Here is a 16,118-nt window from a genome sequence, read left to right as displayed (position 1 = left end):
GAGGCCCCGTACAAGCATTCGCCCGGTAAGGGAGAGTGACGATACTGGTGACAATGAGGGCCACTACAAGGCACAAAACCAGCGTCCCCCAGTTGGTCACAAAGGTGGCGATTATGTGCAGAACCATCGGTGCGCCGGTCCAAGCTTCGGGGTTGGATGAGCGGCTCATGGCAGGCACCACCCGAGTGGCCACTACGTTCAGCAGGTAGGCCATCAGGCTCCAAACAAAAATCGGGTACAAGGCCGTGGAGAGCACCAGCTTCATCACTTTTTGCCGAGCCTCGATGATCCGCACGCAGTCGCTGAATGCCTGGATCAAGTTCCCTGACTTCTCGCCGGCGCTGATAACGGCGTGCTCCTGATAAGGCACCCAGTTCAGGCAGGCCTGGGCCAGCGTCTTACCACCGTCCACAGCCTTGCCTATGCCATAGCTGGCAAGGGCAATCGGATGCCGAGCTCGACGGCCTCCATCACTGTAGATTGATCCAATACGATCGAGCGCCAGGTCAAGCGGCACCCCGTTCTCCAGCAGGGCGGTCATGCTCTCGTACAGCCGGATACGCTCATTGCCTCCGAACTGTTTTCTGTAAAAGCCATCTACAAGCCCAGACCAGGCATCCATCACCTTACTGAGCATGGACTTCTGCCTCAGGTGCTTCGGCATCCAGCATGTAGCTGTCAAAATCCAATGGACCGACTACGGCCTCTGCCATGCGCGGATCAATCAGCCCCGCATTGATCTTGATGAGCGTGTGGGCAACTTTTGTGATACCCCCCATGTGCTTGACCCAATACTGACGCGCAGGGCTTGGGCCATTCTTTCGGATCTCCTCCATGAACCGGTGGGTCGGGAGAACAATCTCGGCGACAGCAACCCTGCCGTTCACCCCGTCGCGGCATAGAGAGCAACCCGGCCCGGTCAGATAGACCTGATCCAGCACGGTCATCTTTTCAAGCCGCTCGACCAGCTGCGGATCCAAGGTACCGATCTGGCTGCGCGCAGGCACGCGACACTTCTTGCACAGCGTTGGCAGCAGTGACTGGTTGATAAGGCCGACAATGAGTGTTGGGTCGGTGACCAGGCTTGTACCTGATGCCTTTGGCAAGGCTGTGTTCGTAGTGCGGAAATCAAATGCGCAGGTGCGCCAGTTCGACCAGTTGGGTTTTCCGGAAGACCTCGTCGAATCGTTGCTGACGAAGCATGTGCGCGGCCTGGTGATTTTTTGCGGCGAAATGGGCACCGGTAAGACATCAAGCGCGGCTTCGCTGATCATCGCCAGGCTAATTGCGTGCGGTGGGATCGCATTGGCTGCAGAGGGTCCAGCCGAGACAGATTTGAACGGTCGTCACGGACTCGGTCGTTGCATCCAGATGCAGGTTTCAAGACGCAATGGGGGGTATGAAGAGGCTTTGATGAGAGGCCTCCGTTCTGGCGCGGACATGATGCTTATCGGTGAGATCAGAGACACCCCGACGGCAGTTCAGGCAGTCCGAGCGGCGATCAATGGCCTGTTCATCATCAGCACCGTTCACGCGGGAACAGTACCGCAGGCGATCGAGCGAATAGCGACGCTTGCGGAGCCGGCCATCAGCAATGTCCGATCAATTCTGTCACAGGGCTTGGTAGCTGTAGCTGCGCTTGCCCTCGAAGGTGAAGGCGAAATGCGACATCTGAAGATCCAGAGCCTTTCACTGACTGGACCTGACGGCCCTGGTATTCGCGAGAAGATCCGTTCGAATCAGATCGCGATGCTTAGCCAGGATGTGGATCAACAATCGAACAGGAGCCTCTGGGGATGAATGCTCTCAAGCATGGCCAGACCAGAAATAATGGTTTTGTGGTGATCGAGCTGCTCTTCGGCCTGATCATTTTCGCCATTGCGTCGGCCGTAGGCGTCTCGATGATGGCCGACAGGATGGATGCGCAGAACTATCAAATCGCAGCTCAGCAACAGCAGCAGATCGCAGAGGCCGCTTCTAAATACCTGAAGGACAATTTCGCAACGGTCTATGGATCGGCGGGCACAACCACGCCCGCGACGATTACCCCTCAGATGCTACGCAACACCAACTATCTGCCAGCCAGCTTCAGTGACACAAATGCATTCGGTCAGAGCTTCGTGGTGCTTGCTCGAAGGGTCAACGTCAACCAGCTCGAATCCATCGTGATCACTACCGGTGGACAGGCTATCGATGAGATCGGTACCCGGACGATTGCGGAAAATATGGGTGCGCCGGGTGGCTTCATCCCGTTCAACAACACCGGCGTTATCCAAGGAGTGCGAGGCGGCTGGCAACTTGCGCTCAGCAACTATGGGATCAACCCAGGCGTTGGCCACACTGCGAGTGCCCTGTTCCTCCAGGATGGCACGCTCACCAACGACTACCTGTACCGCAACGCGATCCCAGGAAAACCTGAACTCAATCGCATGAACACGGCGCTCAGTATGGGAGGAAACAATGTCAACGATGTGGCTGCATTGAACGCCTCTGGAACAGTGACGGTTGGAGGGAATGTCGACACTGCTGGATCAGTCAACGCCACTGGGAATGTGAGTGCGTCGGGATCCGTTACAGCCCAGGGCAATGTGAGTGCGTCGGGGAGCGTCACAGCCCAGAGCAACGTTGTCGCTGCAGGTGATGTATACGCACAGTCGGTGAATGCCTCGGCCAACCTCACGGGCGCTGCTGCCCGAATATCAGGAGAGACTGTCACAGGCGGTTGGTTTCGCACCCAGGGCGACAACGGCTGGTACAACGAAAAATGGGGTGGTGGCTGGTACGGACTGGGTTCGGGTCTACGGCGACAAGAACGTCTACACAGCCGGGAACATCCGAGGAGGGACAGTGACTTCGGAAGGTCGCGCGACCGTCGGTGAATACCTGCAGCTGAATGGCGTTGCAACTGCCGGCACTTCCTGTGCTGCAAACGGTATGGTTGGACGTACCAGCACGGGGCGATCGCTTTCGTGTGATAACCAGGTCTGGGTGGTGAATGGCTCCAGTGCCCCTACCTGTACGGCAAAAACCATTCCCGGCTACGACGCAAACGACGTCACTACCTACGCTTGCCCAGTCGGCTACACAAAAGTTGGTTGGGACACGGCCGGCTCAGGCCAACGATTCAGCAGTACCCCAGGAATCGTGGTCGGCCAGAACGATTACGCCACCATTTTCTGTTGTCAGTTCTGACCAGGCTCATAACTGTCATCGAGGACGTAGAGTGAACATTTACTGGCTTGCAATGGTGGTGATTACAGCAGTGCTCGGAATGGTTTATGAGAAGTCAGACCAGGCAGAACAGAGCTCCCAGACCGTAGAAATCTCCTTGATTGCTCATAACGTCCTCGTCTACAGAAATGCCTTGGCCGAGTATGCCTACGCTCACAAAGCTGCATCAGGAACGGTGCCAGATAATCAGCTGGATCTGCCCACCTGGTACGCGCGTTACCCAAGATTGGATGGAGTAGTCGATGCTGGACGAAGTTACGCGTTCTTCGGGTCCCCTCCCCCCGGTCTTGTTTCAGAGATGATCAATTTGACTGGGGGATCGCTGGCCATAGGCACCGCGTCCTCCGGTAGCCTGATCACACCAACCTCAGGCAACGTAGGTGTTACGCTGCCTGCGGCAGTCCCAAACGGAGCAGCAGTCGCCTACCAATGAAGAAGGGGTGACTTATCGCGCTAGCTGTCACCTGCCACAATGCACCGTTTGTGGTTTGGGTATGTCACGCATTCATAAGCCAGTTCAGCGTTCACTACGCTAAAGGTGTTGCTCAAAGCGAACTCGACCTGAAAGCAGCAAATCGGCGAAGTGCTGGGAACTGGGAAAAAAAGCGGCTAACCTGATGAACGCCACAGCCCTCGATAACGAAATCCGTGCGATTGAGGAAGAACTACGCAACGAGCGCCACGAGCAGGGAGAATTTGAGTGATCGCCAAAAAAAAACATCAGCGAATTGCTAACAGAGGTTCAGTTTCCACGGAAGATGTCCACTGCCTGGTGTGCATCAGCATTTGAGGAGCTATCTACTGCAGTAGACTTTATAGAGACCGGTGCTAATCAGTTTACTCCCTTACAGCGGCAGGTTTGGAAGCGATTCAAGCAGCAAACTGCGCAGTTTGCAGAGGATATGCTTCTGGCTGATTCCGACGAGAATGCAATCGCCCGACGCCTTGGCCTCGACATCAGTATCCCAGCGAACGATCAAAACCAAGACCCCATGGTTGCATTTGAGCAGAGCCGCGTTGCGGACCTGGCTGCGCTGTACAACGCCATTGCCGCACTGAGTACGGCTGCGACTTTGGACCAGTTGCTAGCGCAGAGCGAGGCAGTTCAGGCACGAATTTGTAAAATGAGTCCCACGATGATCAGCCCCGACGAGGAGCTGGCCTTTAGCATGCAAATGCAAGCTATGAGAGACAGCTGCAGACAGGCGCTGGGGCACTGAATTTCACCCGGCACGCACGGCACTCTTAGCCTGAACTGTTGCCGCTGACCGAAAACTGACCCAGTAGAGGCTGTTCTGCCGACTGAAAACTGACCCAGGTGTTCAACTGCTTCTGCTCACTTTTTGAGCAGGAGAACACAGGGTGATCAGCATGGAAATGTTGGGAAAAATCCGGCGGATGTACTTCCGCGACAAGCTCTCGCTGCATCAGATAGCCAAGCGTACCGGGCTGTCGAGAAACACCATCCGAAAATGGGTCAGAGCGCCCGAAGCCAATCAACCGGCGTACCAACGGTGCGCATCCTTCAATAAGCTCAACCCTTTTCACGAGACCTTAGAGCAGGCGCTCAAGGCTGATTCGTTCCGGCCAAAACACAACCGTAGGAGCGCCAAGGCACTTTTTGAGCAGATCAAGGCCGAGGGTTATGACGGCGGTTACAGCCAGCTCACGGCGTTTGTCCGCTCTTGGCGGTGCGAGCAAGGCAAGTCTGTACGCGCTTTTGTACCGCTGACTTTTGCCCTCGGTGAGGCCTTTCAGTTTGACTGGAGCGAAGAAGGCCTGCTGATCGGTGGCCTGTTTCGACGTATCCAGGTCTCCCATATGAAGCTGTGCGCAAGTCGCGCGTTCTGGTTGGTTGCGTACCCCAGTCAAGGCCACGAGATGCTGTTTGATGCCCATACACGTTCGTTTGGAGCGTTGGGTGGCGTGCCACGTCGCGGCATCTACGACAACATGAAAACGGCTGTCGACAAGGTTAACAAAGGCAAAGGCCGCACGGTCAATGCCCGGTTTTCCGTGATGTGCGCGCACTATCTGTTCGATCCGGACTTCTGCAACGTGGCCTCTGGCTGGGAGAAAGGCATCGTCGAAAAGAACGTGCAAGACAGCCGGAGGCGAATCTGGCTCGATGCTCAAAATTGCATGTTCCATACCTTCGAGGAGCTGAACGTCTGGCTCGGCCAACGCTGTCGTACGCTCTGGGCTGAACTTGTACATCCGCAGTACAACGGTTTGACGGTGGCAGAAGCCCTGGAGCTGGAGCAGGCTGAAATGATGCCGATGCCGACGGCCTTTGATGGCTACGTGGAACGCACCGTCCGTGTCTCTAGCACCTGCCTGATCAGCGTGGCGCGCAATCGTTATTCGGTGCCTTGCGAGCGTGTGGATCAATGGGTCAGCAGCCGTTTGTACCCTTCGCGAATCGTGGTCATTGCCGACGAAACGGTGATCGCCAGTCACGAGCGCCTCTTTGATCGAGATCAGATCGGTTTTGACTGGCAGCACTACATCCCACTCATCGAACGCAAGCCTGGTGCACTGCGCAATGGCGCTCCATTTGCTGATCTGCCAAAACCGTTACAGCTTCTTAAACGCGGACTGAGGCGTCACACCAACGGTGATCGAATCATGATGCAGGTACTGGCTGCTGTGCCCATCGCCGGTCTCGAACCAGTGCTGGTGGCGGTGGAGCTGGTACTTGAATCGGGAAGTCTGAGCGCCGATCACATCCTCAATGTCGTTGCCCGCCTGACCTCCACCGCACCACCTCCCTGTGTAGAAACCAGCCTGCAACTCAAAGTGGCGCCGGTTGCCAATACAGCACGCTACGACCGGCTCCGTACGACCGATGAGGAGAATCGCAATGCGTGACCTAATGACTGAACTCAAAGAACTGCGCCTGCACGGCATGGCCAGTGCTTGGGAAGAACTGGTCTCTCAAGGAACAGCGTCGACGGCTTCATCGAAATGGCTGCTGGAACATCTGCTTCAGCAGGAACATGCGGATCGCGCGGTGCGCTCGGTGAATCATCAGATGAACATGGCAAAACTCCCCATGCACCGTGACTTAGCTGGCTTTGACTTCAGCGCTTCCAGCGCTGATGCCCGGCTGGTCAGCGATCTATCCAGCTTGGCGTTCACTGAAACCGCGCAGAATGTCGTGTTCATCGGCGGCCCTGGCACCGGGAAAACACACCTGGCCAGTGCCTTGGCTGTATCCGGAATCACGGCCTACAACAAACGCGTGCGCTTCTTTTCCACGGTGGATCTGGTGAATCTGCTGGAGCGTGAGAAGTACGATGGCAAGGCAGGGCGAATCGCCCAGGCACTGCTGCGCACAGACCTGGTGATACTGGATGAACTCGGATATTTGCCCTTCAGCCAAAGCGGTGGCGCCCTGTTATTTCACCTGCTGTCCAAACTGTACGAACACACCAGCGTGGTCATCACCACCAACCTGAGCTTCTCGGAATGGTCGAGTGTGTTTGGCGACGCCAAGATGACCACCGCGTTGCTGGATCGGCTGACACACCACTGCCACATCGTCGAAACGGGCAACGAGTCCTACCGCCTACAACACAGCACATTGGCTGCCCAGACAAAGATCAAAACACGCGAACGAAAGCGAAAGGACGGAAATGATATCGAGGACGATGAGCCATTTTGATCCGCACCATAAATGCCCTGCTGCATGCGGTGGGGCTTGATGCGTCTTCAATCGGAACACTGCTGCTAAGCTTATCCACAATTGCTGGGGCAAAAATCAGCAATCCGTCCTGGGTCAATTTTCAATCGGCAGGGTGGGTCAGTTTTCAATCAGCGCCAACATTGCGACCTCTAAACGACAAGAATTTGCTGAAAAAATGCTTACCTACAACGGATTGTTCAATGCTTTCCAGTCGATCTTCGGCACTTCACCCGACGGTAAACTGGATGACAAGGCTGATCTGGTGAAGGCGCTGCTGGCATCCCTTGCGAAGCCCCCATCTAGCGTGTTCATGATTGGCGATAAACGTGATGACATGCAGGCTGCGCAGCTAAATGCAATAATTCCGGTGGGTGCACTGTGGGGCTATGGGGGCATCGATGAATTGAAAAACAGTGGGGCCGTGGCCTTGGCCGATACACCCTGGGCATTACCCTCCGTAGTTGACAGTCTGCTGCCCGCAGCCTGATAAGGAGCGACATGCCCCCCACCGCCAATAGAAGCCGCCAGCTCGATATCATGAAAAATCCTACCTTCGCCGGGTATTGGGTTGGCACGTTGGTACTTCAGATCGTCTTTCAGACGCAAACATTGCTGTTTGCCTGGTCCTGGAGCGCGGGCCATGTTGACGCAGCCTTCTGGGTCTATTTCGCCAGTAACGCGCCTTTTGCCATACTCACTCTGTTTGTAGGTTATCTAGGCGATCGCTACTCTCGCAAAGGGCTGCATTTCATAGGGCAGGTTCTGATTGGCGTGAGCTGTGTGTTGGGTGCCGTCTACTTCATACGAAGCCCGAGTTTCGCTTTAGGGATGAGCGCGTTGCTCATCCTGAATGCCGGCATTGCGATCAGGGGGCCGTCCTATCAAGCAACGATCATCTCCCTGTTTGGCGAGGATGATATAGATACGGTGCTGTCAGTTCACGGGTTGGCGGTCAGCATTGCAAAACTGGCCGGCCCTTTGTTCGTTGCGTACGTCATACACCAGAGCCTAACCGCGCTACCAGCTCTCGTCGGTATTGTCGCTAGCCTTTGGACGGTAATGGTCATCGTTTTCTGGGATAAGGCCCAATGGCGTACCACCATCAAAAACAATGGGGTGGACAAGGCTCCACCCACGTCACTCATCAATTTAACATCGGCAAAGAACCTGCTCTTGGTCGGAGCCTTAGCGTTTGGATGCTGTAGTGTCCAAACCCTGCTGCCTTCTCTGGTCAGACTTCACTACGGCGACAATGCGACCCGGTACACATTGCTGATGGTATTTTGGGGAGTTGGGGCTCTGCTTGGAACCTTTTCGGGCCGTTTTTCGATCCGACTCTTCGCCCGGTATGAAGAGGCTGTGTTGACGCTCATCTTCTCGATAACTACAACACTGCTCGCGCTGACATCGCATGTAGTCATTCACGGCCTGGCGCTGTTACTTTGCGGCTGCGCCTTGTTTATCCTATTCATACGATTGTGCGGTGACCTGACGAGAGCCTCGCCGCCGGGCCAGAGAGCCTTCAGACTGTCCTTGTACTTTTTTTCAAATTACCTTGGAGGGACGCTAGGGGCGTTGGCTTGGGGGTTGATCGCACGGTTTCAAGGGGCGAACTCCGCTATGTTGATAGCGAGCATTCTGGTCCTGCTGCTCGGCTCGATCATGTTTAATAAGCAGCGACGTCTGCCATGACTTGACCTGCCCGGTGGTGAACCAAGCCAATCCGCTGATTTGGATGTCATTGTCCATGACCCATTGAAGGTCAACATCGGCTTCGCCGCGATGGTGCAGATGTTGACCAAGTGCGCACTACGATGAAGATATTTCACAGGCTTTCGTAGGAAGCGCCCGGCCCTAGGGCATCAGCGGCGACACATGCAGACGGGTTACAACGTCTACACGGTGCAACAGGCGGCAAGGCGTTCTTGGAGGATCGGACAGAAGCAGGATGTCAGGGTGATCTTTTTCGGTTACATCGGCAGTTCTCAAATCACCTGCCTGCAACTGATGGCTAAGTAGATCGCCGTATCACAGAGCACTTCAAGAGATGTTCCAGAGTCCGGACTGGACTCGTTGAACCAAGACGGTGATTCTGTAGAAATGGCGCTCGCCAGACAACTCATCAACGCTTGACCACGGCCACCTTCGGGTGGCCTTTTTGATGGACGAAGCAACGCTGTCCAATCGATTTTCAATTTCGTGATCAATGCTGATGGTTCTGTTCGATATGATCGGCTTGAAGCCCAATTTCGCGGGCCGTACCGGCTCGATAACACACGCAAAGGGGGTCAATTTTAGTCGGCGATTTAAAACATAGGTGGGTCACTTTTCGGCCGGCGTTGCCAGTCTATGACGCACTCAGCTTGGCGTCTGACCAGTCAACACAAACCAACCATCATTCCACTCTATTATCAATACCATCTATATTTACTTTAAGATCAACAATTTACAATTTAATACATAAAAAATACCATTATTTATACCAAGTGAGTAGCCTCTTCAACTAAGATTTGGCGCGATACTGGCAGCTATCTACCCCGCGCCTTCGCGAGAATCTGAGATAGCATATCGGGCACCAATCCATCGGATCTAAGTGTTGCAGTCCGATACCCGAGCTGATTTTTTGCCAGATTTATTCCTGTCTCAACCGCGATGCTCTCGCAAGCTACCCCCCACTCGCACCAGTTGAGCGAGAGAAATGATTCGAGGTGGTCATCGAAAATAGCCACTGCGTCCGAAATCGTCGCAGGAGGGAAATCCTCTTCAGCCAAGCCGAAATACCTCATCAGCATCCTGTTTTCCGCTACGTGATTTTGGCGTTCTTGATCTATGGCGTTCTGTAGTTTATTTTTCGCCCTCGCTCGCGCTTCAAATCCACCGTCGGCATCAAACAATGCATAGACTGGCACACCAATAGATTTCAAAATCGCATGTGCGAGGGGTATTGACGTCTTGCTACCCACAGGAATGATTGAAAGTCCTGCGGCTTCAAGGTCACCGGGAAACGTTCTATCCCCAATCCCATAGAACACTGCAGATTCTATTGTGCCTTCCACAAGAAATGCACGATTCGCAAAAAGTGCAATAGCAAGCTGGTCAGCAACATTATGGTCGAGCCTACGATCAACTACATCGCCGGCCACTGTTCCATGAAGTCTCACCTTCACATCTTCAACTGTAGCAAAATGAACTGTCACTACCGGGACTTCGTCAGTAGACCTTGTCAGCCGTCTTATCTGATGGAAATTTCGCGACTCCAAAAAGTAGGGACTGTGAGTGGCATAGGTCACTTGGATACGCTTTTCAGCATCTTCGGCAAGTGATCTGAGTACCTTTGCGAAGGTCTGCGCTTGGATCGGGTGCTGGAAAAGCTCTGGCTCCTCGATCGCCAGGCAGATGACACCTTCCGCTGAAGCTGCGCCCGACTGAGCCAAGAGTTGCAATGCGGAGATCAGCAGAGTGCGCTGAAAGCCGTGACCTTGTCTCTCTACTGAAGTTTCAGTGGTACCGTCAAGTACGGCAACGTGGAACGTTGTGCGAGGCGCCTTAAGTTCCACTTCAGCGGGAGAAACTGTAATTCCTCGGCCTGGAGCATAGGTTGTTACGACCTCATTGAGCTGGGTCGTGATGATCTCGAGTTGCTTCGTAAACTTCTCTTCATAAACCTTTTGCTGCTTTGCTCTTGACTCTGCAACAATTTCCGCAACTGCCTCATCGGCAGCAGCTCGATCAATAGAGCGCTCAAGAATTCGTCCAATGATACTTGTCTTACCGTCGATAGATTCCTCACTTGCGCGAAGGTCGGCCGTAACCAACACAAAGTCGAAAAGCCCGCTCATTATACCGCCGCTATTGAAACCAAAAAAATTAGTTTGCAAAGCCTCAGGGGCATCGAGAAGTTGACCAATGTGTGCTGCCTCCCATGCTGTCATTGCTTGCTCGACTGCGGGGCCTGTATTTGCCGCAGGAAGATTCAGCTCAGGTCGTTCTCGCCGTAGAGTGGCATAAAAATCTTTTTTCGCAGCGGCACTGCCTGCAGCCTTGATAGCATTAAACTCTGGAAATCCTTTTGCATTTGCCGAGAGCACATCGAGACCGTCAGGGGATCGACGTCTCCATGCGGTAAACGTGTTGACTCCTTCAGGCGCATACTTACCAAGCGCCTCTCGATCCTTTTTTGTGAGTTCTGCGAACGTAACTTGAACCTCAATGTGTTCATCAGTCGCACCAAATGAGCAATCCTTCTCTGTCAACGAGCCGGACCTGCCATTGAAGAACCAGTCGAGTGCACGGAGAACAGTTGACTTTCCGGCCCCGTTCGGCCCAATGAAAGTCGTGACGGAATCGAACGGAATTGTTACGTCTTTCAAAGTACGGAAGTTTTGAATACGGATGGACTGGATCTTCATTTCGGCCTTCTCTCCTTTTTGATGTAATCCCTCGCTATGAAGGCGAAAGAACCTCTTCCTTTACTGCCTCAGTCAAAAAATCGACGACCGAACGTACAACAGCACACTGAATCGCCCCAGGTTACGTTGCAAAACCCCTTCAATAAAGCAAGGATGAAGCCCGATTTTCACCATAGTTGCTTTAACCATAACCTGCCAGATGAAGAACACAAAAAAACCGTAATGACGCGGGCGTCAGGTATTTGCAGGAATGTCGATGGCGGGCTTGCTGAAAAGCTTCATGCTGAAAAACTACCGGGCATAAAAAACCCGCTCAATTTGTGCTTAGCTGCCGAAGCAACCATTGGCATGGCGGGTGTGTTGCGGAGGATATTAGGCATAGCGGTGCCGTTTTGCAAGATATTTGGTACTGCAGTAATAAACGGACGCCGCGATTTGTGGGGTGCTTGAGCTCAATAGAAACACGCCAGTCACCCCGTCCGCACACCCTCGCCCTAAACCTATTCAACCATAATAATGATTTGCTGCTGCATAGATGGACCGCTTTTGCGAACGTGCCTCACATCTTGAGTGAGGTCCTCCATGAAGCTGCCACTGCGCCCTTCTCTTTCCCGCGCCACCGTACTGCAAATCCTGGTCCTGATCGCCCTGATCGGCATGCTGGTCTACCAGCAGTGGCAGATTCTCCACCTGAAAACAGGTTTTGAGTCAGCTGCAAACCTGGAAACCGTCAACGCCATCACCCAACGCATCAATGGCGTGGATGACCGGATCGATGCTGCCAGCCAGCTGAAGTCCGTGACGATCGATGATTTCAGGGCTGGCCAGCAGGCACTCTCCAATCGAATCGACGCCGTCCAAGCTCTCGTCAAGCAGGCGCAGGACGCAGCCCAGCAAGCGGCGGCCACGATGCAAGAGGTTGTGGTCATGGGGGCTCGGATCGAGGAGCTGCAGGTGAAACTCCAGGACCTGCGTGCAGTTGAAGCCGCATCTGCTCAAGTCACCGCTGCGGCCAAGCCGAAGGCTCCAGTCCCCTCCCGCAAAACAACAGCACAAGCTAAAGCGGCAGAGGTGCCTCCGCCCTTTTCGATCGTGGGTGTGGAGTATCGCGGAGGCGAACGTTTCTTGTCAGTTGCCCCGCCTGGCAGCACTCAGCTGAGTCAACTGAACCTGATACGCCCGGGCGATATGGTCGCAGGGAGCAACTGGCAGCTCAACAGCCTGGATGATTCGCGCGCCCTGTTCAGCATCAACGGCTCAACCCGCATTCTGCCCCTGCGCCCTTAGAGGTTCACATGACCGTTTACAACCTGCGAATGTTCACACTGATCTGAGCCAGCGCTTCGGTGCGATCCTGCTCGACGAAGGGCAAGACGTGAACCCGGTCATTGCGAATCTGGTCCAGATCCAAAAAATCACGCAAGTCACCGTCGGTGATCGACATCAGCAGCTCTATCGGTTCAGAGGCGCTGTGGATGCTTTAAACAGCCCGGCGATGAAGGACGCCGAGAAACACTTCCTGACTCAGAGCTTCAGATTTGGACCGGCTGTTGCCTACGTGGCCAACGTCATCCTGTCCTTCAAGGGTGAAAAGATCCCCCTGCAAGGCCTGGGACAGCCGACGTTGGTGAAACGAGCCTTACCGGACGATCTGCCTCACCGTACCTACCTGCACCGCACGGTGAGTGGTGTCATCGAGAACGCGCTGCGCCTGGTCAACCAAGACCACCGCATGCAGTGGATCGGAGGGATCGACAGCTATTCCTTGCGCGATCTGGAGGACCTGTTCTATTTCAGCCGGCATATGAATGACCAGGTTCAGCAGCGAAAATTGCTCACTGACTATGCCGATTACGACCAGTATGTCGTGATCGCAAAGGCCACGCAGGATACTGAGATGCTGCGGTCGATCAAAATCATCGAAAACTACCCCGACCTGCCCAAACGAATTGAGCAGCTGCGTGCTGCGTCTGTCACATCGGAGCTCGATGCAACCGTGACCCTTACCACTGCGCACAGAGCCAAAGGTCTGGAGTGGGACTTCGTTGGGCTTTATGACGACTTTTCTGCAGATCCGCTTTCCCCTGACATCGACGCCGGCAAACGCGACGATGAGCTGAACCTTCTGTACGTGGCTGTCACACGAGCCATGAAGATTCTGGCCGTCAACTCACTCGTGATCGACATCATGCAGCGCTTCAAGGACATGAAGCAGCGCTCATAACATTGAGGCGCGGCGCCGCCTTCTCCCAGCCAGCTACCTTCTAAAACGTAAGTCATCTTCGGTTAGCGTGAAGAACTCGGGTTCTACACCACCATGAGCAATCACACCAGCGGGGCATGTACTCCCCGTCCTCTTTTGGAACCGTTGGAGCATATGCACCACGAAGGAGGTGCATTTATTCATAGGATCCAATCCATGCAGAATCATGTCATTATTTCCAGAGGCGCCACACCTTTGTCGAGAGGAGTTACAGCCAGCGATGTCAAGCCTGCTTATGCGCAATTGACACCCGAAGCTTATCGACACGCAATAACGAAATTCAAACAAGCACTGACCACCCCGGAGCGGCCAACCGGCGAACCCGTTTTCATCTACGACCGCACACCAGGCGAATTGGAAAATTTTCGTTCTTCGGACAGTTTTATCCTCCCTCATGACCTCAATCAGAAAGGCTGGGACACGCTGCACATTTCCGGCAGTGCCAGTATCGCCAGTTTGGAGCAAGTGCAACGTTTGCATCCCACCCCCGAAAGACCAGTCGTGGTATTGGACGTACGAGAGGAATCTCACGCGATCGTTGGGGGTTATCCATGTACTTGGCGACTGGGCAACAACTGGGCGAATGTGGGTAAAAGTCGCAATGACGTGATCGCCGATGAGCAATCTCGCATCGCTGCGCTCAAGCAGCAGCCAACAGTCGAGATCATTCACCGCAAGGATGCCAAACACGGGATGGAGAATCCTCGTAAGGTCGTGCTGAACAACCCGGATATCTCAAGTGAAGAAGACTTAGTGAAGTCCACGGGTGCGGAGTACCTTCGTTTGATGGTGACCGACCACATGGGACCGCGTTCCGAAGACATTGACCTTTTCGTAGCCATGGAGCGCGCGCTACCCGAGCAGGGTCGGGTACATATCCATTGTGGAGTCGGGCAAGGCCGCACAGGTATCTTCATCGCAATGCACGACATGCTCAAGAACGCTCACCACGTATCATTTCATGACCTGATAGAACGCCAACTCGTTTTCAATCCGGGGCGCGCTCTGGATTTCAACAAGGATGTAACCCACGAAGGCAGAGCCAACCTGCGCAATGACCGCTTGGAATTCATCTCGCTTTTTTACGAATACGCCAAGCAAAATCCCAAAGGAGCGCCGCGATCATGGTCAGAATGGCTCGCTGACCCGAACACCCCATCTCAACAACGCTAACTGACTACCCCCTGCTCCGGGACAATTAGCTAAAATTCGGCACCTTAGTGGCTATCTCGCTAAGACCAGCACTATGAGTCCACTCAGCAAGCGGCAAATGCTTGGCTGGGGGTGGTGCCGTTTTTTTCGTTGGATTCCTTTAATAGGCAGCCTTCGGCTGTAAAGGGATGTGTCTTTGCGTTCAAAGCTATCAGTGATCATGCATGCCTACCAGTTTCAAACCCCGTCCTCTGAAAAACCTCTTCGCGGCCAACGGCTGCTTGGCAGGCTTGCTGGAAAGCGGTGGTCTGCGCCAGATTTTAGTGTCACTGGCGATCGACATCATGCAGCGCTTCAAGGAAATGAAGCAGCACTCAAAACCTCGATACCCTGTGCCTACCCAGCCACCTACTTTTTGAGACGTAAGTCGTCTTCGCCCAGTGTGAAGAAGTCGGGGTCTACATCGGTATGAGCGACAACATCATCGAGGGTCATATATTCCCAATCAGGTGTATTGCTGGCATCGAGGGTGACGATGGCCCACGACCCTTCAGAAGGAATTCCAATGCCAGGCGCGTAGTGTTCGACCCAAGTAAATTGCTCAAGAACTTCGTACATCGAAGAAAACGCCTTGGGTAAAGCCCGCTCGGTATGAAGGCGATGAATCACACCGCTGATGATCTCTTCGATGTCATTCGTGACAGAGGTACCGTCATAGTCTCGCAACTGAGCGATCAAACCGAACAGCATTCCTCCATCGGTGATACCCACGCGTACAAAGCAAGCCCCCGACGCGTAATCGCCCTTGTATTCAAATCTTCGATAGTCAATCGTCCGCACTGCACTTGTCCTTCTCGAACAAAATTTACGTAATGCAGCTTTCCCCCATCGTCTAACGAGACTCTCACTGCACGTTACATTTTCCAACCTTGAGGTTTATCGTTGCAACTGGCTGTTGTAGCCTGAAGGTACACCTGCTTGATCATACCCTCCCTGGCATTTGGTACTTATGACTATATTTGAATACACCCAGACCTTCGTCCCCTTGCCCTATAAAACCGTGACCAGCGGCGTGCTGATGTTCAAGTCGACAGATGAGACGACCGAACCGGATATTCAAGGTTACTTAAGCAACCCTGAGACTCTCGACGTATTGAACCGCTACGGTCGAGAGGGGTGGGAGCTGGTCAGCGTTCAGCCGATCAATCGTGGCCACGAGCGATTTGGTAATCAAAACGCCCAGGCCTGGGCGGTTGGGTATGCAATCAGTACCGGGTTCCTGTTCTTCTTTAAACGCAGCATTGTCACACCGACCCTTTTGGATAAACCCTCTCAGACCTAAAAAGGGTTTCGTACTGATTCAAACTCGGCCCTT

Annotated in this window: 12 protein-coding genes and 6 pseudogenes; 14 read left to right on the top strand and 4 right to left on the bottom strand. The window is 53.9% G+C overall.

Translation table 11 applies throughout. From position 1 onward, the window contains the following. Positions 1 to 25 precede the first annotated feature (25 nt). Both PCPL58_RS05810 and PCPL58_RS05805 read right to left on the bottom strand, forming a co-directional pair. A pseudogene (locus PCPL58_RS05810) lies at positions 26 to 637 on the bottom strand (type II secretion system F family protein); the annotation flags it as partial. Then, positions 627 to 1,088 (bottom strand): annotated as a pseudogene (locus tag PCPL58_RS05805) (ATPase, T2SS/T4P/T4SS family); the annotation flags it as partial. The pseudogenes PCPL58_RS05805 and PCPL58_RS05810, both read right to left, overlap by 11 nt. Between PCPL58_RS05805 and PCPL58_RS05800 the strand changes: the two are divergent. The 9 genes and pseudogenes from PCPL58_RS05800 to PCPL58_RS29135 all read left to right on the top strand — a co-directional run. Next, positions 1,087 to 1,800, top strand: a pseudogene (locus PCPL58_RS05800) (ATPase, T2SS/T4P/T4SS family); the annotation flags it as partial. The pseudogenes PCPL58_RS05805 and PCPL58_RS05800 overlap by 2 nt on opposite strands. After that, positions 1,797 to 3,192: pseudogene (gene pilV, locus PCPL58_RS05795) on the top strand (shufflon system plasmid conjugative transfer pilus tip adhesin PilV). The pseudogenes PCPL58_RS05800 and pilV, both read left to right, overlap by 4 nt. Before the next feature lie 31 nt (positions 3,193 to 3,223). Next, complete coding sequence (pilM, locus tag PCPL58_RS05790) at positions 3,224 to 3,664, top strand: type IV pilus biogenesis protein PilM (RefSeq protein ID WP_065349008.1); 441 nt, start codon at positions 3,224 to 3,226, stop codon at positions 3,662 to 3,664. 325 nt (positions 3,665 to 3,989) lie between these two features. Further along, positions 3,990 to 4,451, top strand: a complete 462-nt coding sequence (locus PCPL58_RS05785) for a hypothetical protein (RefSeq protein ID WP_065349007.1) — start codon at positions 3,990 to 3,992, stop codon at positions 4,449 to 4,451. Between the two features lie 151 nt (positions 4,452 to 4,602). Further along, positions 4,603 to 6,102, top strand: coding sequence for an IS21-like element ISPsy20 family transposase (istA, locus tag PCPL58_RS05780; protein WP_104685638.1), 1,500 nt, complete (start codon positions 4,603 to 4,605; stop codon positions 6,100 to 6,102). After that, positions 6,095 to 6,898 (top strand): IS21-like element ISPsy20 family helper ATPase IstB, encoded by an 804-nt coding sequence (gene istB / locus PCPL58_RS05775; protein WP_031598096.1) that lies wholly within the window; start codon positions 6,095 to 6,097, stop codon positions 6,896 to 6,898. The genes istA and istB overlap by 8 nt, the downstream gene beginning before the upstream one ends. A 133-nt stretch (positions 6,899 to 7,031) precedes the next feature. Then, positions 7,032 to 7,406 carry an HAD hydrolase-like protein gene (locus PCPL58_RS05770; RefSeq protein WP_232002890.1) on the top strand — a complete coding sequence of 125 codons (375 nt, stop codon included), beginning with the start codon at positions 7,032 to 7,034 and terminating at the stop codon, positions 7,404 to 7,406. An 11-nt stretch (positions 7,407 to 7,417) separates the two neighbouring features. Then, entirely contained in the window at positions 7,418 to 8,611 is a 1,194-nt protein-coding gene (locus PCPL58_RS05765) for an MFS transporter (protein ID WP_065349006.1), read from the top strand. Between the two features lie 183 nt (positions 8,612 to 8,794). Beyond that, positions 8,795 to 9,052, top strand: a pseudogene (locus PCPL58_RS29135) (hypothetical protein); the annotation flags it as partial. A 395-nt stretch (positions 9,053 to 9,447) separates the two neighbouring features. Here the strand turns inward: PCPL58_RS29135 and PCPL58_RS05760 are convergent. Further along, entirely contained in the window at positions 9,448 to 11,328 is a 1,881-nt protein-coding gene (locus PCPL58_RS05760; protein ID WP_065349005.1) for an ATP-dependent nuclease, read from the bottom strand. Positions 11,329 to 11,364: 36 nt separating this feature from the next. Here PCPL58_RS05760 and PCPL58_RS30720 point away from each other — a divergent pair, with 36 nt between their 5' ends. From PCPL58_RS30720 to PCPL58_RS05745, 4 genes and pseudogenes are all read left to right on the top strand, one after another. Next, positions 11,365 to 11,778, top strand: a complete 414-nt coding sequence (locus tag PCPL58_RS30720; RefSeq protein WP_155521772.1) for a hypothetical protein — start codon at positions 11,365 to 11,367, stop codon at positions 11,776 to 11,778. A 132-nt stretch (positions 11,779 to 11,910) separates the two neighbouring features. Then, complete coding sequence (locus tag PCPL58_RS05755) at positions 11,911 to 12,615, top strand: hypothetical protein (RefSeq protein ID WP_065349004.1); 705 nt, start codon at positions 11,911 to 11,913, stop codon at positions 12,613 to 12,615. A 40-nt stretch (positions 12,616 to 12,655) separates the two neighbouring features. Further along, positions 12,656 to 13,552 (top strand): annotated as a pseudogene (locus PCPL58_RS05750) (3'-5' exonuclease); the annotation flags it as partial. Between the two features lie 195 nt (positions 13,553 to 13,747). Next, positions 13,748 to 14,764 carry a phosphatase domain-containing putative toxin gene (locus PCPL58_RS05745; protein WP_065349003.1) on the top strand — a complete coding sequence of 339 codons (1,017 nt, stop codon included), beginning with the start codon at positions 13,748 to 13,750 and terminating at the stop codon, positions 14,762 to 14,764. A gap of 387 nt (positions 14,765 to 15,151) precedes the next feature. Here PCPL58_RS05745 and PCPL58_RS05735 read toward each other — a convergent pair whose 3' ends face one another. After that, a complete protein-coding gene (locus PCPL58_RS05735; RefSeq protein WP_065349001.1) occupies positions 15,152 to 15,583 on the bottom strand; it encodes a hypothetical protein in 432 nt (143 codons plus the stop codon). Between the two features lie 169 nt (positions 15,584 to 15,752). On the opposite strand from PCPL58_RS05735, the gene PCPL58_RS05730 reads away from it, so the two are divergent. Further along, complete coding sequence (locus tag PCPL58_RS05730) at positions 15,753 to 16,085, top strand: DUF4177 domain-containing protein (protein ID WP_065349000.1); 333 nt, start codon at positions 15,753 to 15,755, stop codon at positions 16,083 to 16,085. Positions 16,086 to 16,118: the final 33 nt, after the last annotated feature.

Source organism: Pseudomonas cerasi, assembly GCF_900074915.1.
Classification (GTDB): Bacteria; Pseudomonadota; Gammaproteobacteria; order Pseudomonadales; family Pseudomonadaceae; genus Aquipseudomonas; species Aquipseudomonas cerasi.
This window is presented reverse-complemented; position numbering and strand designations above follow the sequence as displayed.